Genomic DNA, 16,551 nt, shown 5'->3' with positions numbered 1-16,551 from the left:
GCCGTGCCGCTCACGGTGCGGCGCGCCACGCTCCGGATGCCGGGAGGTCGCCGTCGAAGAGCTGGGTGATCGTCGCGGTGGAGAAGCCGCGGTCGCGGAGGCCGGAGACGAGCGCCGGCGTCGCCGACACGGACCGCTCCTGGGTGTCGTGCAGGAGGATGATCCCGCCGACCGTCGCCCCCTCCACCGACCGCGTGATGATCTCGGACTCCGCCGGTCCCGCCCAGTCGCGCGTGTCGACGGTCCAGATCATCGCGGGCTCCCCCGCGGCCGCGAGCACCTCCGCGGTGAACTCGCCGTAGGGCGGTCGGAAGGTCGCCACCGGCTGACCCGAGAGCGAGCGGAGGAGCGTCGTCGTCCGCCCCAGCTGGTCGCGAACCTGCTCCGGCGTGAGCGAGGGCAGGGACGGGTGGTTCCAGGTGTGGTTGCCGATCTCATGCCCCTCGGCGGCGGCGCGGCGCACCGTGTCCGGGGCACCGGCGGCGTACTGGCCGAGGACGTAGAGCGTCGCGCTCGCGCGGAGCTCGGCGAGCTCGTCGAGCAGGCGCGGCGTGTGCACGGTCGGCCCGTCGTCGTAGGTGAGGGCGACGCACGGGACGAGGGCGCAGTCGAGGCGGTCGAACCCGGCCGGTACGGCGGGAGGGCCGGCGTAGGACTGCCCGACCGCGGCGAGGACGGCGGAGCCGAGCGGGGTCACGAGCGCCGCGGCACGCTCGGCGGGAACCGCCACGGTGAGCGGCTCGGAGGTCTCCGCCGCGCCGAGCGAGGCGAGCTCGGGGGCACGGAAGCCCGCCGGGACCGTGAACGCGAGCCCGCCGTCCGGCCCCGGCACGGTCGTCGCGAGGGCCGTGCGCAGCACCTCTCGCTGCTCATCGCCCTCAAACGTCGCCGCCGCGAGGCTCAGCGCCCCGGCATCCCGCCGCAGCGCGTCGACGATGTCGGCACCGAGGGCATCGAGCGCGTCGTCCTGCCAGAGCCCGGTGGCGGGCGACACCTCCCCCGTCGCGGTGTCGACGTAGAGGAGTTCGATGCGGTCGGCGGCGACCGCCTCCGCGGTGCCCGAGATGACCCGCATCCGCTGGGCGAGGATCGACCCCGCCGCCACGACGACGTCGCAGACGACGGCCGTCCCCGATCCGCCGTCCGGGCCGAGCGCGGGGTCGGCGAGGATCTCGGCTGCCGTGCGCGTGGTGGATCCGGCGACGCACGTGCGGTCTTCCAGCCCGGCCCCCTCGGGGTGCGCGGCGGGCCGGTAGGCGACGCCGGCCGTCGCGCTCTGTGCGGCAACCGCGTCGCGGACGATCGCCTCGACGGCATCGTTGAAACGGTCGACGACGGCGCCCCGGCCGGGGAGCTGGGACCAGCGCGCCTGGATGCCGACGGCGTCGTTGCGGATGCGCTGCGCCGTGAGGGATGCCGCCACCGCGGTCGTGTCGACGTCCACGACGTCGGGCTCGGCGACGACCCGGACCGTTGCCGCGCTCCAGTCCGGGGGCGTCCATCGGGGGTCGCCGACCGGGGCGCACCCCGCGAGGAGGAGGGTGGCCCCCGCGGCCGCCGCGAGGAGGCGGCGGGCGCCGCGGCGCGTCACGGGCTCACCCCGTCGAGGAGCTGGGCGAGGGCGGCCCGGTAACGCGCGGGATCGACGTCGTCGCGGATGCGCGCCTCGACCACGACGCTTCCGCGCGCCACGGCGGACTCCGCGACGGCTGCGATGGTGACGGACGGGTCGATGTCGACGTGGACCGCGAACGTCCCCGAGGCGAGGGTTTCACGTCGCTCCGCGCCCGGCGCCGCACCGATCTCGTCGGCGATGCCGGACACCGCGGCGGCGAGCGCCTCCTCCGCCGGGACGGATGCCGCGCGCACACGCGCCTCGAGAACGGCGTCGGGCGTGCGGACGAGGATTTCCTCCTCGCTCCCGCGCACGACGATCCAGCCGGCCGGCACGACGACTGCGGCATCCGCGCCCGCGTCCGCGCCCAGCGGCTCGGCGGCCACCCCGTCCGCGGTGGAGCTGGCGAGGTTGGCCACGGAGGGCGGCACGGCGACGAGCGCACCCACGGCGACGACCGCGGCCACCAGCAGAGCGCCGACGATCGCTGCACCCATCGCCCACCCGGGCGACGGACGGAGGGGCCTCGTCGGGCCGGCGGCGGCGGGCGCGGCATCCGTCATCGATGCACTCGCGCCTCCGCCCATGGGGGAAGTGTAGGGGGTGGCGCGGACGCCCGGACGGATGCCGGGCGGACCGTGATCACTCCGTGAAGGGCTCCAGGAGGAAGATCGGGATACGGCGCTCGGTGCGCTCCTGATAGGCGTCGTAGTCGGGCCACACGGCGGTCGCGCGCTGCCACCACTCGTCGCGCTCGGCACCGTCGAGCTCGCGGGCGAGGTAGTCGCGCTTGTCGGCCCCGTCCTGCAGTTCGACGTGCGGGCTCTTCACGATGTTGTGGTACCACGCGGGGTGTTCGGGTGCGCCGCCCTTGGAGGCCACGACGAGATAGCGCCCCTCGTGCTCGACGCGCATGAGCGCGGTCTTGCGCAGGCCACCGGACTTCGCCCCGACCGTCGTCAGGACGATGATGGGCACGCCCCGCAGGAGGTTGTCCTCGGTGCCGCCCGAAGCCTCATAGCGCTCGGCCTGCGTGCGGGCCCATTCGGACGTGGACGGCTTGTACTCTCCGGTCAGCGGCATGCCCCCACGTTACCCGCGCGGATGCCGCGGCGGAACGGCGAACGCCCCGCCGGCCGGAGCCGAACGGGGCGTTCGCGCGGTGTCCGCGGGGTTCGCGGATCAGAGGGATTCGATGATCTCCCGCATGAGCGACGCGGTCTCGGACGGGGTCTTCCCGACCTTGACGCCGGCGGCCTCGAGGGCCTCCTTCTTCGCCTGGGCGGTGCCCGCGGAGCCCGACACGATGGCGCCGGCGTGGCCCATGGTCTTGCCCTCGGGGGCGGTGAAGCCCGCGACGTAGCCGACGACCGGCTTGGTGACGTTGGCCTTGATGAACTCGGCCGCGCGCTCCTCGGCGTCGCCGCCGATCTCGCCGATCATGACGATGGCCTTGGTCTCGGGGTCGGCCTCGAACGCCGCGAGCGCGTCGATGTGCGTGGTGCCGATGACCGGGTCGCCGCCGATGCCGATCGCGGTGGAGAACCCGAGATCGCGCAGCTCGAACATCATCTGGTAGGTCAGGGTGCCGGACTTCGACACCAGGCCGATCGGGCCCTTGCCGGTGATGTTGGCGGGGGTGATGCCCACGAGCGCCTCGCCGGGCGTGATGATGCCCGGGCAGTTGGGCCCGATGATGCGGGTCTTCTCGCCCTTGCTCTTCGTGTACGCCCAGGCCTCGGCGGTGTCGCCGACGGGCACGCCCTCGGTGATGACCACGAGGAGCGGGATCTCGGCATCGATGGCCTCGATCATCGCGTCCTTCGTGAAGGCCGGGGGCACGAACGCGATAGAGACGTCGGCGCCGGTCTTCTCCATCGCCTCGGCGACGGAGGCGAAGACGGGGAGCTCGACGGTGTTCCCGGCGGCGTCGACGTGCGAGACGGTGGTGCCGGCCTTGCGGGCGTTGACACCGCCGACGACGTTCGTGCCGGCCTTGAGCATCAGCGCGGTGTGCTTGGTGCCTTCACCGCCGGTGATGCCCTGAACGATGACCTTGGAGTCCTTGGTGAGGTAGATCGACATGTTCTGGTCCTTTTCGTGGTGACGCTCAGGCGGCGGCCAGCTCGGCGGCCTTGTCGGCGCCCTCGTCCATACCGGCGGCGAGGGTGACCAGGGGGTGGTTGGCGCCGGCGAGGATCTCGCGGCCCTCCTCGACCTGGTTGCCGTCGAGGCGGACGACGATCGGCTTGGTGGCGGTCTCGCCGAGGATCTCGAGGGCCTTCACGATGCCTTCGGCGACCGCGACGCAGGAGGTGATGCCGCCGAAGACGTTGACGAAGACGCTCTTGACCTGCGGGTCGCCGAGGATGACGTCGAGGCCCGCGGCCATGACCGTCGCCGAGGCGCCGCCGCCGATGTCGAGGAAGTTCGCGGGCTTGACGCCGTTGTGGTTCTCGCCGGCGTAGGCGACGACGTCGAGCGTGGACATGACCAGTCCCGCACCGTTGCCGATGATGCCGACCTCGCCGTCGAGCTTGACGTAGTTGAGACCGGAGGCCTTCGCCTTCGCCTCGAGCGGGTCGGCGGCATCCTTGTCTTCGAGCTCTTCGTGCTCGGGATGACGGACCTCCGAGGCGTTCTCGTCGAGGGTGACCTTGCCGTCGAGGGCGACGATGTTCCCGTCGCCGTCGAGGATGAGCGGGTTCACCTCGACAAGGGTCGCACCCTCGCCCGTGTAGACCTCGTAGAGCTTGACGAAGACGTCGGCGACCTTCGGGGCCAGCTCGTCGTTGAAGTTCGCGGCCTGCGCGATCTCGAGGGCCTTGGCCTGGTCGATGCCGGTCAGCGGGTCGACCTCGACGCGCGCGAGCGCTTCGGGCTTCTCGACCGCGAGCTGCTCGATCTCCATGCCGCCCTCGACGCTCGCGAGCGCGAGGTAGGAGCGGTTGGCACGGTCGAGCAGCACGGAGAAGTAGTACTCCTCCTCGATGCGGGCGCCCGCGGCGACCATCACGCGCTTGACGACGTGGCCCTTGATGTCGAGGCCGAGGATCGCCTTCGCAGCCTCGTAGGCCTCCTCGGGGGTCTTGGCGACCTTGACGCCGCCGGCCTTGCCGCGACCGCCGGTCTTGACCTGGGCCTTGACGACGACGACGCCACCGAGCTTCTCGGCGGCCGCTTTCACCTCCTCGGGGGTGTCCGCGACGATGCCGGCAAGGACCGGCACCCCGTACTTCTCGAAGAGGTCTCGTGCCTGGTACTCGTACAGATCCACAGTGCAGTCCTTCGGTGGGGCGAATGTGGGTGGGTGACGCCGAAAGAATCTCGATGTCGAGAGATCGACAGGTCTCCCAGCCTACTACCGCGCGAAGACGGGTTCGTCCCGCCGGGATCGGGCGGACGACGGCCCCGGCGCTATGCTCGCTCCATGACCGAGATGCCACCGGCGGGTGGCGCGAGTCACGACGTCGTGGCTGCCGCGCTGGACCTCTTCGCACGCCAGGGCTTCGACCAGACCTCCGTGGAGCAGATCGCCCAGGCCGCGGGAGTGTCGCGGTCGACCTTCTTCCGCCAGTTCGGCGGCAAGGACGACGTGGTCTTCGCCGACCACGAACTCCTGCTCGCGCAGGTGCGCGACTTCCTCGCCGGCCCGCACGACGACCCCTGGGACGCGGTGTGCGAGGCCTCGCTCCTGGTCTACTCCCACTTCGCGGCCGACCCCGAGCTCGCGCGGCGGCGGTACACCGTCGTCCGCGAGGTGCCGGCGCTGCGCGACCGCGAGATCGTGACGGTCTTCCGCTACGAGCGCCTGTTCGACGAGTACCTGCGCGCGGCCATCCCCGGGCTCGATCCGCTGGATGCCGTCGGCTTCTCCGCCGTGGTCACCGCTGTGCACAACCACGTGCTGCGGCAGCTGCTGCGCGGCTCCAAGCGCGTGCCGGCATCCGTCCTCCGCGCCGCGCTCGACGACGCCCGCCGCCGGTTCGGCGTGCACCCGGACGCCGAGGCCGCCCCCGACGACCTGGTCGTCGCCGCGTTCCCCCGCACGATGCCGCGCGCCGAGATCGCGCGCCGCCTCGCCGCGCGTCTCGACGGCTGATCCCTCCTTTCCGCCGCTCCCCGGCGGGGGCGCCTGCCCGCGCGTGACGCCGGGCACCCGCCCTCCGCGTGAAAGCGCGGGGAGAAACCGGCACTCCCGCGGCGCGTCGGGGCCCAAAACGTCGATATCACCCCGGGGTTTCACCGCACCCCCGCACGCCAACTCCGGCGTATGCGCAGGCGCGGCACTCAGTCCATGGGTCACTGAGACTCGGTGCCACTAGACTGGCCAGCGCCCACCGCCGACACCAGGAGTCCTCCGCATGAGCGACGAATTCCAGCCCCGCCCCGGACAGAGCGTTCCCGGCTACGACCTCGCCGAACGCCTGGACACCGACTACTACGCCGTCTTCGCCGACATCCCCGCCGCCGACCGCGAGGTATGGGACCGGGCGAAGGCCTTCGTCGACGCCCTCGGCGACCGGATGCAGCGCGCGTGGGACGCCGCGGAGTACCCCCTCGACCTCGCGATGAGCCTCGGCGCGCACGACCTCTTCAACGACGGCATCGAGCACCCCGACCTCACCTTCTTCTCCCCGCTCGCCGCGGGTCTGGTGAACATGGAGATCTCCCGCGGAGACGGCTCGCTCGGGACCGTCGTCGCCGTCCAGGGCGGCCTCGCCCTCCGCACCCTCGCGGCCTACGGCAGCGCCGAGCAGCAGGCGCGCTGGCTCTCGCCCCTCGCCCGGGGTGAGGTGCCCGGCGCCTTCGCCCTGACCGAACCGGACCACGGCTCCGACTCGGTGGGCCTTGCCACCACCGCCCGCCGCGAGGGCGACGAGTGGGTGCTCGACGGCGCGAAGAAGTGGATCGGCAACGGCGCGTCCGGCGGCATCACCTTCGTCTGGGCCCGCGTGGACGACCCCGACGCCCCCGAGCACGACGCCGTCCGCTGCTTCCTCGTCGAGCAGTCCAACCCCGGGTACACCGGCACCGTCATCGGCGGCAAGGCGTCGCTGCGCGGCATCCATCAGGCCCTCATCACCCTCGACGGCGTGCGTCTGCCCGCGGATGCCGTCCTCCCGGGCGCGCGGAGCTTCAAGGACGCCTCGCGCGTGCTGTACGCCACCCGCTCCGGCGTGGCGTGGTCGGCGCTCGGTCACGCGACCGCCTGCTACGAGGCGGCATTGTCGTACGCGCAGCAGCGCACGCAGTTCGGCAAGCCCCTCGCCCGGTTCCAGATGGTGCAGGAGCGGCTCGCGCAGATGCTCGAGGAGCTCACCGCGATGCAGCTGTACTGCCGCCACCTCGCCGACCTCGAGCAGTCGGGCGGGCTCCGTCCGACGCAGGCGTCGCTGGCGAAGTACCACAACACCCGCGCGGCGCGGCGGATCGCGCAGACCGCCCGCGACCTGCTCGGCGGCAACGGCATCCTCATCGAGTACGGCGTGATGACCCACATGGCCGACATCGAGGCGATCCACACGTACGAGGGCACGGAGTCGATTCAGGCCCTCCTCATCGGACGCGACATCACCGGGATGAGCGCCTTCGCCTGACGTCCGGGCGGATGCCGCAGCTCCCCGTCGGTACGATTCCGGCATGGTCCTGCCGTTGCGCACCGAGCGCCTGACACTGTCGGTGCTGACGGCGGCTGATCGCGCGGCGTTCGTCCGGTATCGCCGTGACCCGGATGTCGCACGGTGGCAGTCCTGGAGCACGACGTCCAGCGACGCCGATGTCGACGCGCTGCTCGGGGACCAGCCCGCCGGGATCGAGCCCGGATCGGGTCGGTGGGTGCAGATCGCGATCCACGATGCCGGCGGCACCCTGCAGGGGGACGTCGCCGTGCGACCGCTCTCCGACCAGCCCGACACCTACGAGGTCGGGGTGACGCTCGCGCCCGCGGCGCAGGGCCGCGGAATCGCGACGGAGGCGTTGGCCGCCCTGGTCGACGTCCTCTTCGCGGGTCTCGGCGCGCATCGTGTGTTCGCCGTATCGGATGCGCGCAACGAGAGCGTCGCCCGACTGTTGCGCCGGAGCGGGTTCCGTCACGAGGGCAGGAACGTCGATGCGGACTGGTTCAAGGGAGAGTGGACGAGCCTCGACACCTGGGCCGTGCTCCGACGCGACCGGTGACCCCGACCGCGCTCCGCGGTGATCTATCACCGCGTGCGGGGCGCGGCAAGCCGTCGAAGCGCATCCGGCACGGGGGCTACCCTCGCTCCCATGGGCCTGTTCAATCATGAGCCGAAGACCGTCCGCGTCGAGTCCGACGGCATCGAGCTGAAGGCGTCGCAATCGCCGTGGCGCCAGTGGGCCGACGGCTTCGGCATCCTCGCGACCCGCGCGCTGCAGGTGATCCTCGTGGTCGCCGTGGCGGCGGGGATCATCTTCGCCATCCAGCAGCTCACGCTGGTGACGATCCCGTTGGTGATCGCCCTCATCCTCGCCTGCGCCTTCGCTCCGGTGATGAACTGGATGCGGGCCCGAGGGGTCCCCTCGCTCCTCGCGACGATCCTGGCGCTGCTGGCGATCGTCCTCCTCCTCACCGGCGTCGGCTGGCTCATCGTCTGGGCGGTGCGGGACCAGTGGGACGACCTGTATGCCCAGGCGCAAGACGGCTTGACGTCCCTGATCGCCTGGGTGGAGCAGCTGCCCTTCGCCCCCACGCAGGACCAGATCGACGAGTGGCTGAACACGCTGACCGACTTCGTCACCAGCGCGCAATTCGGTTCCGGCGCGATCGCCGGGGTGAGCGCGGTCGCGAGCTTCTTCACGGGCCTCGTGCTCATGGTCGTGACCCTGTTCTTCTTCCTCAAGGACGGCCCTCAGCTGTGGGAGTTCCTCCTCCGCCCGTTCCGCGGCGAGCACTACGCGCGCGGCCGCCGCATCGGCGACAAGACGGTCACGGTGCTCGGCTCGTACGTCCGCGGCACGGCGACGGTCGCCCTCGTCGACTCGATCGGCATCTTGATCTTCCTCCTCATCCTTGATGTGCCGCTCGCCGTGCCGCTCGCCGTCCTGGTTTTCCTGCTCGCCTTCATTCCAATCGTCGGCGCGACTCTCGCCGGCGTCCTTGCCGCTCTCGTGGCCCTCGTCGCCAACGGCTGGGTCAACGCCCTCTTCGTCGTCGGCGCGGTCGTGCTGGTGAACCAGCTGGAGGGCAACTTCCTCCAGCCGGTGCTGATGAGCCGGGCGATGAAGCTGCACGCGTTCGTGGTCCTGATCGCCCTGACCGTCGGCACCGTGCTCGGCGGCATCGTCGGCGCCGTCCTCGCCGTGCCGATCACCGCCGCGGCGTGGGGCGTCATCCAGGTGTGGGACGGCGCGGGTAAGCCGGCGCGGTGGGCGCGTCCGAAGAAGACCGTCGAGGCCTGACACCACCGACCCGGCCACCGAGCCCCCTACCGGGCTCGCGACACCGCGGGCAGGATGAGGGGATGCCGTACGACATCCCACCGCCGATGCTCGCCAAGGCCGTTCCGGCGGTCCCGGACCCGGCGAAGACCCCGGGCGGGATGAGCTTCGAACCGAAGTGGGACGGCTTCCGCGCCCTCGTGTCGTGGGACGGCACCGAGGTCGAGATCGGATCCCGCGGCGCCAAGCCGTTGACGCGGTACTTCCCCGAGCTCGTCGCGGCATTCCGGGAGCTCCTCCCGGCGCCGTGCCTCATCGACGGGGAGATCGTGGTCCCGACAGGCCCCCCGGGAGCGCAGCGCCTCGACTGGGAGGCGCTCAGCCAGCGCATCCACCCGGCCGCCTCGCGGGTCGCGACGCTCTCCGCCGAGACCCCGGCGATGTTCATCGGCTTCGACCTCCTCGCCCGGGAGGATGCCGACCTGACGGGGCGTCCGTTCGCCGAGCGTCGCGCCGCGCTGGTCGATCTGCTCTCGGATGTCCCGCACCCGGTGCACGTCACCCGCACCACCGACGATCCGTCCGTCGCCGAGCGATGGCTGAGGGAGTTCGAGGGGGCCGGCCTCGACGGTGTCATCGCGAAGCCCCTGGCCGCCGCCTACGCGCCCGGAAAGCGCGCGTTGTTCAAGGTCAAGCACGCCCGCACCGCCGACGTCGTCCTCCTCGGCTACCGCATCCATCGCTCGGGCTCCGGCGTCGGCTCGCTCCTCCTCGGGCTGTACGACGGCGACGGCGAACTGGTCTCGGTCGGCGGCGCGTCGGCGTTCACCGATCGACGCCGCCAAGAGCTCGTAACCGAACTCGAACCGTGGGTCGAGCGCGACGCCGACGGCGAGGCGGTGACGGCCGAGTCCGATCGCTCCCGCTTCAGCGGCTCGAAGGACGTCTCGTTCGTGCGCCTGCGTCCGGAGCGGGTCCTCGAGGTACGGTACGACCAGCTGGAGGGGCGGCGGTTCCGGCATACGGTTCAGTTCGACCGATGGCGACCCGATCGCGATCCCCGCTCGTGCACCTACGACCAGCTCGAGAGCGTGGCCGCCTACGACCTCGCCGACGTCCTGGTCTGACCGCGCGTGACGCCGGGCTCAGTCGGCGTCCGGCGTGCGGGCGCGCGAGGGCTGGACCCGCGGCGGCTCCCCCGGCATCTTCGGGAACTCCGGCGGGAACGGCAGTTCGCCGAGGCCGTCGGCGAGGTCGCGCTCCCACCATTCGAGGAGCGTGTCGATGCGACCGGGACTCGCGAACATCCTCGCCCAGGGGTCGCCGCGTTCGGCCAGTCGACCGGGCACCGTGCGGACGGTGAAGTCGGCGGGATCGACGTCGGCGAGCTCGTCCCACTCCAGCGGCGTGGACACGCGCGCATCCGGCAGCGCGCGCGGACTGTACGCACCCGCCATGGTGCGGTCGCGGTTGGCCTGGTTGAAGTCGATGAAGACGCGCTCCCCCCGCTCCTCCTTCCACCATGCGGTGGTCACCCGGTCCGGCATCCGGCGCTCGACTTCGCGTCCGGCGGCGATCACCGCGTGACGGACGTCGAGGAACTCGTGGGTCGGCTCGATCGGGCAGAACACGTGCAGTCCCCGGTTGCCGCTGGTCTTCACGAACGCGGTCAGCCCCGCCTCGGCGAGGACGTCGCGCAGCACCGGCGCCACCCGCGCGGCATCCGCGAAGTCCGTGCCCGGCTGCGGGTCGAGGTCGATACGCAGCTCGACCGGGTCATCGGTGTCGGCGACGCGGGACGCCCAGGGGTGGAAGACGACGGTGTTCATCTGCACCGCCCAGACCGCCGCGGCCGCCTCGGTGAGGACGAGCTGCGGATGCCGACGCCCGCTGTTGTAGGTCACGGTCACCGTCTCGACGAACGACGGCGCGCCCTTCGGCGGGTTCTTCGAGTAGAAGCGCTCCCCCTCGATCCCCTCCGGGAAGCGCTCGAGGGATACCGGCCGATCGCCGTTCGCCGCGAGGAACGGCTCCTGCACCGCGACGATGTACTCCGCCAGCTCGCGTTTGGTGATCCCGAGCGCGGGCCACAGCACGCGGTTCGGGCTCGACAGCCCCACCTCACGATCGCCGTGGGGTCCCGCAACGGTCAGGGTGATGCGCTCGGACGCCATGGTCCGACCCTAGGACGTGCGGATGCCGGGCACAGCCCCGTCAGGGAATCGACCACGCGGTGCGCCCGGGCCGTCACCTCAGCCGGCGTCGGGGGCGGGCGTCGCCGGAGCGGGCGTCTCGTCCGGAAGCGCGAGCACCGGGGCGAGGTCGTCGCGCCGCAATCGGATCCAGGGACCGCCCGGATCGATCACGACACCGGCGAGCTGGGCGTCGCGTCGGAGGGCTGCGGCGAGCTGCGCGCCCGTGACGGGGGCCGCACGATCCTTCCGCTGGAGCACGGCGAGCTCGAGCGGGTGCGAGAAGAGCTCGAGGAACCGCTCGCCCTCGGCCGATCGCGCCTCCGCGAGACCGGGGCGTCCGTCCGGGGTCTGGCCGACCGCGACCCACAGGGGCGCGCGGGTGAGCGCCTCGGCGACGGCGGACGGCGTCTGGTCGGTGCGCGCACCGGCCAGCAGCGTCTTGACCGCGGCATCCGCGTCGTGGGTCTCGAGGGCCTTGGTGAGCAGCTCGATGGGGATCACGGCGCGGGCGGGCGCCGAGTAGTTGTCGACGATGAGGCCGTCGTACCCCTGCGCGAGCACATGCCGGAGGATGCTGAGCGAGGGCTGCGCGAGAGCGGAGGTCTCGGCGTCGCCGTCGGCCTGGATGCTGGCCTGCAGCGCGGCACCCGAGGAGTAGGCCATGACGAACCGGCGCTCCCCCACGGTCGCGACGGCGAGCGGGATCTCGCGCCCCTCGGACAGGAGGGCGCGCGCGTCTCCCTTCACCCGCAGGAAGAGGTGCCCCTGCATCAGCTGACGTGCGACCTGCAACAGCTCGGTGGCTGCGGGAGGCGTGCTGAGGTCGGCCAGCGCCGTCCGCACGAGGATGTTGTCGCGCAGCCCGGGGACGGATTCGACACCCTCGGTGGGCGCCGTCTCGGGCCCGAGCACGCGCTTGGTCGCCCCCTCGGGGGCGGGCGGTGCGGATGCCGGCGGCGGCGTCGCGGGGCCGGAGCCGAGTCCGCCGAACGACGTCATCGAGATCGACACCGACGGCGCGGGTTCGGCCGTGAGTGCCTCGTCAGACGCCGCGGAGTTCGCCGTGTCGGAGTCGGCCGGGACCGCGGCGACATCGTCTGCGGTGTCGTCGGCGGGAGTGGGGTCTTTGGGTCGGCGCGAGAAGAGAGCCATCGCTCGAGCCTAACGGTCGCGCCCGTGCCCGTGGTTCCGTTCCCCCGCCGGGGTCAGAGCTTGGTGATCGGGGCGATCTTGATGAGGAGCTTCTTCATGCCCGCGCCGTCGAACCGGACGTGCGCGACACGCTTGGCCCCCTCGCCGGTGACGCCGTCCACGCGCCCCTCACCGAAGTCGTCGTGACGGATGCGGTCGCCCTGCGCCAGCTCGAGGTCGCCGTTGTCGCGCACCTTGGCCGGGATCCGGTTGGCGAACTTGTCGATCGATCCGCCCGAGCCCGACGGCGAGCGCTTCGCGAGCGGGACCAGGTCGTCGCCGTACCGCGTGCCGGTCCCGAAGCCCGAGCCCCCGCCCGGTCGGCGCGCGTTGAGCGCCCGCGACTGCGTCCCGCCCCGACTGTTGACGTCGCCGGGCGACTGCCGCCACTCCAGCAGGTCCGACGGGATCTCCTGCAGGAACCGACTCGGCATCGCCACGGTGACCTCGCCGAACTGCGCGCGGGTCATCGCGAGCGAGAGGTACAGGCGCTTCCGGGCGCGCGTGATGCCGACGTAGAAGAGGCGTCGCTCCTCCTGCGGGCCACCCGGCTCCCCCGCCGAGATCCGGTGCGGGATGAGGTCTTCCTCGACGCCGGTGAGGAACACCGCGTCGTACTCCAGGCCCTTGGCGGTGTGGAGGGTCATGAGCGAGACCGAGCCCGAGGCGTCCTCGAGGTCGTCGGCGTCGGAGACGAGCGCGACCTCGGTGAGGAAGTCGAGCAGCGTCCCCTCGGGGTTGTTGCGTGCGAACTCGCGTGTCACCGCGACGAGCTCGTCGAGGTTCTCCACGCGCGCCTCGTCCTGCGGATCCTTGCTGGCGCGGAGGGCGTCGTAGTAGCCGCTCTTGTTCAGCAGCAGCTGCAGTCCTTCGGCGACGGCGGTCGGCGGGGCCAGCTCACCGGATGCCGGGAGCATGATCTCCGCCGCTTCGGCGAGCACGGCGTCCAACCGGGAGATCGCCTGCTGGATCTTGGGCCCGACCCCGATCGCCGAGGCGTTGGCGAGGGCGTCACGGAACGTGATCTGCTCACTCTGGGCGTAGCGCGCGATCGTCTCGATCGTGACGTCGCCGATGCCACGGCGCGGCCGGTTGATGATGCGGCGCAGCGCCATCTCGTCGGCGGGGTTGGCGATCGCGACGAGGTAGGCCAGAGCGTCCTTGATCTCGGCGCGCTCGTAGAACTTCGTGCCGCCCATGATCTTGTAAGGCACCGCGGCGCGGATGAAGATCTCCTCCAGGGCGCGGGACTGCGAGTTCGTCCGGTAGAACACCGCGACCTGGTTGTAGTCGACCCCGGCGCGATGCAGCGTCTCGATCTCGTCGGCGATGAACTGGGCCTCGTCGTGCTGCGAGTAGCCGGTGAAGCCGACGATCGGCTCCCCCGCCCCCACATCGGTCCAGAGCTTCTTGTCCTTGCGGTCGAAGTTGTGGCTGATGACGGCGTTCGCGGCGGAGAGGATGTTCTGCGTCGACCGGTAGTTCTGTTCGAGCAGCACGACCTTCGCGCCCGGGTAGTCCTTCTCGAACTCGGCGATGTTGCGGATGTCGGCGCCGCGGAAGGCGTAGATCGACTGATCGGAGTCACCCACGACGGTGAGCGACGCGGGCTCGGGCGCGTCGGCGGCCGGCGCGTCGAAGATCATCATTCCGCTATCGGCATACTCGTCGCCGCCACCGCTCGACACCGGTCGCGTCAGCTCGTGGATGAGCGCGTACTGCGCGTGGTTGGTGTCCTGGTACTCGTCCACCATGATGTGCCGGAACCGGCGCCGGTAGACGTCCGCGACGTGCGGGAACGCGCGGAAGAGGAACACGGTCTGCCCGATGAGGTCGTCGAAGTCGAACGCGTTCGCGCGCTGCAGCTCGCGCTGGTACGCGCTGAAGACCTCGACGAACACGCGCTCGGCGGGGTCGCTCATGTTCGCCGACCGGGCGTACGACTCGGCATCCGCCAACTCGTTCTTGAGCTTGGAGATCCGCCCCTGCGTCGCCGCCGGGGTCAGCCCGTAGGCGTCGGCCTCGTGCTCTTTCACGAGCCGTTTGATGAGGGCGCGGGAGTCGCCCGAGTCGTAGATGGTGAACGACGTGGTGAACCCGAACTGGGCGGCTTCGCGACGCAGGATCCGCACGCACGCCGAGTGGAAGGTCGAGATCCACATGCCGCGCGCGTTCTCGCCGACGAGCTGCCCGACGCGCTCGCGCATCTCGCCGGCGGCCTTGTTGGTGAAGGTGATCGCCAGGATCTGACTCGGCCACGCTTCGCGGGTGCGCAGCAGAGACGCGACGCGCCGCGTCAGCACGCTCGTCTTGCCCGACCCTGCTCCCGCGACGATGAGCAGGGCGGGTCCGCGGTAGGTCACCGCCTCGCGCTGCTGCGGGTTGAGTCCTTCGAGCAGGTCGTCGTCGGGCCGCGGTCCGCTCCTGGGAGCGGCGCCCCCCGTGCGCGGGGAGCGGTCGTCGCCGACCACGAGAACAGGGGCGGATGCCGCGCGAGGCGCGGGCGCAGAGGCGTCGGTCATGTCGGTCCCAGTGTAGGCGCGGCCTCCGACACCGCCCTGGGAATTCGGGGTTCCCCGGACCCGACCCGGCCGTCGGTGGATCGCCGACGAATGGGCCGCGAAGGAGGGGTGGACCCCCGAGCGGGCACCCAGCCGCGTCCCGGGAGCGCCTGGCACAATGAGCCCGTGCGCACCCTCCTCAACATCATCTGGCTGATCTTCGCCGGTTTCTGGCTCTTCGTCGGCTACATGGTCGCGGGGGTGCTGCTGTGCATCCTCATCGTCACCATCCCGTGGGGCATCGCCTCATTCCGGGTCGGCCTGTACGCGCTCTGGCCGTTCGGCCGCGAAGTCGTCTCCAAGCCGACCGCGGGCGTCGGCTCCTTCCTCGGCAACGTCGTCTGGGTCATCCTCGCGGGCTGGTGGCTGGCGCTCGGCCACATCATCTCCGGCATCGCGCTGTGCATCACCATCATCGGCATCCCGCTCGGGATCGCCGACTTCAAACTCGTCCCGGTGTCCCTCATGCCGCTCGGCAAAGACATCGTCTCGACCCGCCGCGGCGCGTTCGACCGCACCGTCACCGCGCGCTGACCGCGGCGAGCGCCGACCTCACGGGACGGGAAGGCGCTGCGGCTCCGGCATCCGTGCGAGCACCACGCCGACGACGGCGATCACGACGGCGACGCCCGCGGCGATCCACGGCGCTCCGACCGGGAGCAGAGCGATCGCGTCGAGGACGCGTGCCAGGCCTGCGGGGAGGAGCTCGACGTCGGCGGCGGTCGCGGCGGCGAAACGGATGCCGACGAACCCGAGGATGACGGCCGGCACGGCGAGGCCCGCGCCGAAGGCCGCGAGGACGGCGCCGGCCGCGCGGCGCGCGCCGATCTGCGCCTCGAGTGCCCACCCGATCGCGATGAACAGCCATCCGAACAGCGCGACGCCCACGGCGACGACCAGGGTCGAGGTCGCGGGAGCCGCCCACACGACCGTCCACGCGACCTCGGGGCCGGCGACGGCGATCACCGCGAGTTCGACCACGCACTGGAGGACGACGACGCCGCCGGCTGCCGCGATCGCGGGCCACGGCGAACGGTGCCAGATGAACAGTCGCAGCACGACGGCGAAGGGGATCAGCGCCGCGGCTGTGAGGAGGAGCGGCATCCAGAGCACGAACGATGCCTCGATGAGGCGCGTGGCGATGAGGAGCGCCAGAGGAACGGCGAGCATCAGCCAGCGGTCGAGTTCCAGCATGCCGAGAGTGGACTCCCGCGCGCGCCACGGACGGGTGGAGGACAGCCAGGATGCCCGGGCAGCGGCCGCACCCGGCCGCGCGACGAGCCGTGTGCGGGCGGCCAGCATGCCGATGACGAGCCACGCGAGAGCGAGGACGAGCACACCGCGGGCGAACCAGGTCATCAGCTCGTTGCGTTCCGGATCCCGCAGACCGACCGGCTCTGACACGGTCGGAGCGAACGCACCCGCCGCGAGAACACCGAGGAACAGGCCGACCCCGAGGAGGAATCCGGCGGTGGCGACAGCGAGGATGATCCGCTGTGTCGCCCGCGCCATGGGTCAAAGTTACTCCGATCGAACCTGTGCGTTGACCGCGTGGCCGGTCGATCCGGCAACGACTCCGCAACAGCGC

The 16,551-nt window shown here is 71.5% G+C and carries 15 protein-coding genes; 6 read left to right on the top strand and 9 right to left on the bottom strand.

Annotation, left to right across the window (positions count from 1 at the left end; translation table 11 throughout):
- Window positions 1–10 precede the first annotated feature (10 nt).
- The 5 genes from AB0O93_RS10930 to sucC all read right to left on the bottom strand — a co-directional run bounded on the left by AB0O93_RS10930 (window position 11) and on the right by sucC (window position 4,892).
- Window positions 11–1,591 (bottom strand): polysaccharide deacetylase family protein, encoded by a 1,581-nt coding sequence (locus AB0O93_RS10930; protein ID WP_363343224.1) that lies wholly within the window; start codon window positions 1,589–1,591, stop codon window positions 11–13.
- Window positions 1,588–2,202 carry a hypothetical protein gene (locus AB0O93_RS10925; protein WP_363343222.1) on the bottom strand — a complete coding sequence of 205 codons (615 nt, stop codon included), beginning with the start codon at window positions 2,200–2,202 and terminating at the stop codon, window positions 1,588–1,590. The genes AB0O93_RS10930 and AB0O93_RS10925 overlap by 4 nt, the downstream gene beginning before the upstream one ends.
- A 55-nt stretch (window positions 2,203–2,257) precedes the next feature.
- Window positions 2,258–2,698 carry a nitroreductase family deazaflavin-dependent oxidoreductase gene (locus AB0O93_RS10920; RefSeq protein ID WP_363343219.1) on the bottom strand — a complete coding sequence of 147 codons (441 nt, stop codon included), beginning with the start codon at window positions 2,696–2,698 and terminating at the stop codon, window positions 2,258–2,260.
- A 99-nt stretch (window positions 2,699–2,797) separates the two neighbouring features.
- On the bottom strand, window positions 2,798–3,700 hold the full coding sequence (gene sucD, locus AB0O93_RS10915) for a succinate--CoA ligase subunit alpha (RefSeq protein ID WP_363343217.1): 903 nt from the start codon (window positions 3,698–3,700) through the stop codon (window positions 2,798–2,800).
- A gap of 25 nt (window positions 3,701–3,725) precedes the next feature.
- Window positions 3,726–4,892: an ADP-forming succinate--CoA ligase subunit beta gene (gene sucC, locus AB0O93_RS10910; RefSeq protein WP_363343215.1), complete on the bottom strand. Its 1,167-nt coding sequence runs from the start codon at window positions 4,890–4,892 to the stop codon at window positions 3,726–3,728.
- A 162-nt stretch (window positions 4,893–5,054) separates the two neighbouring features.
- On the opposite strand from sucC, the gene AB0O93_RS10905 reads away from it, so the two are divergent.
- From AB0O93_RS10905 to AB0O93_RS10885, 5 genes are all read left to right on the top strand, one after another.
- On the top strand, window positions 5,055–5,717 hold the full coding sequence (locus AB0O93_RS10905) for a TetR family transcriptional regulator (protein ID WP_363343429.1): 663 nt from the start codon (window positions 5,055–5,057) through the stop codon (window positions 5,715–5,717).
- Between the two features lie 262 nt (window positions 5,718–5,979).
- Entirely contained in the window at window positions 5,980–7,215 is a 1,236-nt protein-coding gene (locus tag AB0O93_RS10900) for an acyl-CoA dehydrogenase family protein (RefSeq protein ID WP_363343213.1), read from the top strand.
- 43 nt (window positions 7,216–7,258) lie between these two features.
- On the top strand, window positions 7,259–7,795 hold the full coding sequence (locus AB0O93_RS10895) for a GNAT family protein (protein ID WP_363343211.1): 537 nt from the start codon (window positions 7,259–7,261) through the stop codon (window positions 7,793–7,795).
- Window positions 7,796–7,885: 90 nt separating this feature from the next.
- A complete protein-coding gene (locus AB0O93_RS10890) occupies window positions 7,886–9,037 on the top strand; it encodes an AI-2E family transporter (RefSeq protein WP_363343209.1) in 1,152 nt (383 codons plus the stop codon).
- Between the two features lie 62 nt (window positions 9,038–9,099).
- Complete coding sequence (locus tag AB0O93_RS10885; protein ID WP_363343207.1) at window positions 9,100–10,143, top strand: ATP-dependent DNA ligase; 1,044 nt, start codon at window positions 9,100–9,102, stop codon at window positions 10,141–10,143.
- A gap of 18 nt (window positions 10,144–10,161) precedes the next feature.
- Here the strand turns inward: AB0O93_RS10885 and ligD are convergent, their stop codons facing one another.
- The 3 genes from ligD to AB0O93_RS10870 form a co-directional block, all read right to left on the bottom strand.
- On the bottom strand, window positions 10,162–11,190 hold the full coding sequence (ligD, locus tag AB0O93_RS10880; protein ID WP_363343205.1) for a non-homologous end-joining DNA ligase: 1,029 nt from the start codon (window positions 11,188–11,190) through the stop codon (window positions 10,162–10,164).
- Window positions 11,191–11,268: 78 nt separating this feature from the next.
- Window positions 11,269–12,363: an SseB family protein gene (locus AB0O93_RS10875; protein WP_363343203.1), complete on the bottom strand. Its 1,095-nt coding sequence runs from the start codon at window positions 12,361–12,363 to the stop codon at window positions 11,269–11,271.
- A 53-nt stretch (window positions 12,364–12,416) separates the two neighbouring features.
- A complete protein-coding gene (locus AB0O93_RS10870) occupies window positions 12,417–14,924 on the bottom strand; it encodes a UvrD-helicase domain-containing protein (RefSeq protein WP_363343201.1) in 2,508 nt (835 codons plus the stop codon).
- A gap of 165 nt (window positions 14,925–15,089) precedes the next feature.
- On the opposite strand from AB0O93_RS10870, the gene AB0O93_RS10865 reads away from it, so the two are divergent.
- Window positions 15,090–15,497 carry a YccF domain-containing protein gene (locus tag AB0O93_RS10865; RefSeq protein ID WP_363343199.1) on the top strand — a complete coding sequence of 136 codons (408 nt, stop codon included), beginning with the start codon at window positions 15,090–15,092 and terminating at the stop codon, window positions 15,495–15,497.
- A gap of 18 nt (window positions 15,498–15,515) precedes the next feature.
- Here AB0O93_RS10865 and AB0O93_RS10860 read toward each other — a convergent pair whose 3' ends face one another.
- Window positions 15,516–16,475, bottom strand: a complete 960-nt coding sequence (locus AB0O93_RS10860) for a hypothetical protein (protein ID WP_363343197.1) — start codon at window positions 16,473–16,475, stop codon at window positions 15,516–15,518.
- Window positions 16,476–16,551: the final 76 nt, after the last annotated feature.

It is taken from the genome of Microbacterium sp. NPDC077184 (assembly GCF_040687055.1).
Lineage (GTDB): Bacteria > Actinomycetota > Actinomycetes > Actinomycetales > Microbacteriaceae > Microbacterium.
The sequence above is the reverse complement of the archived record's forward strand: the minus strand, read 5'-3'. Positions and strand labels throughout refer to the sequence as shown.

Coding starts and splice junctions, on each gene's coding strand:
- AB0O93_RS10885 (WP_363343207.1), top strand. CDS start 9,100: ATGCCGTACGACATCCCACCGCCGATGCTCGCCAAGGCCGTTCCGGCG.
- AB0O93_RS10870 (WP_363343201.1), bottom strand. CDS start 14,924: ATGACCGACGCCTCTGCGCCCGCGCCTCGCGCGGCATCCGCCCCTGTT.
- ligD (WP_363343205.1), bottom strand. CDS start 11,190: ATGGCGTCCGAGCGCATCACCCTGACCGTTGCGGGACCCCACGGCGAT.
- AB0O93_RS10890 (WP_363343209.1), top strand. CDS start 7,886: ATGGGCCTGTTCAATCATGAGCCGAAGACCGTCCGCGTCGAGTCCGAC.
- AB0O93_RS10895 (WP_363343211.1), top strand. CDS start 7,259: ATGGTCCTGCCGTTGCGCACCGAGCGCCTGACACTGTCGGTGCTGACG.
- AB0O93_RS10925 (WP_363343222.1), bottom strand. CDS start 2,202: ATGGGCGGAGGCGCGAGTGCATCGATGACGGATGCCGCGCCCGCCGCC.
- AB0O93_RS10875 (WP_363343203.1), bottom strand. CDS start 12,363: ATGGCTCTCTTCTCGCGCCGACCCAAAGACCCCACTCCCGCCGACGAC.
- AB0O93_RS10860 (WP_363343197.1), bottom strand. CDS start 16,475: ATGGCGCGGGCGACACAGCGGATCATCCTCGCTGTCGCCACCGCCGGA.
- AB0O93_RS10900 (WP_363343213.1), top strand. CDS start 5,980: ATGAGCGACGAATTCCAGCCCCGCCCCGGACAGAGCGTTCCCGGCTAC.
- AB0O93_RS10905 (WP_363343429.1), top strand. CDS start 5,055: ATGCCACCGGCGGGTGGCGCGAGTCACGACGTCGTGGCTGCCGCGCTG.
- sucD (WP_363343217.1), bottom strand. CDS start 3,700: ATGTCGATCTACCTCACCAAGGACTCCAAGGTCATCGTTCAGGGCATC.
- AB0O93_RS10920 (WP_363343219.1), bottom strand. CDS start 2,698: ATGCCGCTGACCGGAGAGTACAAGCCGTCCACGTCCGAATGGGCCCGC.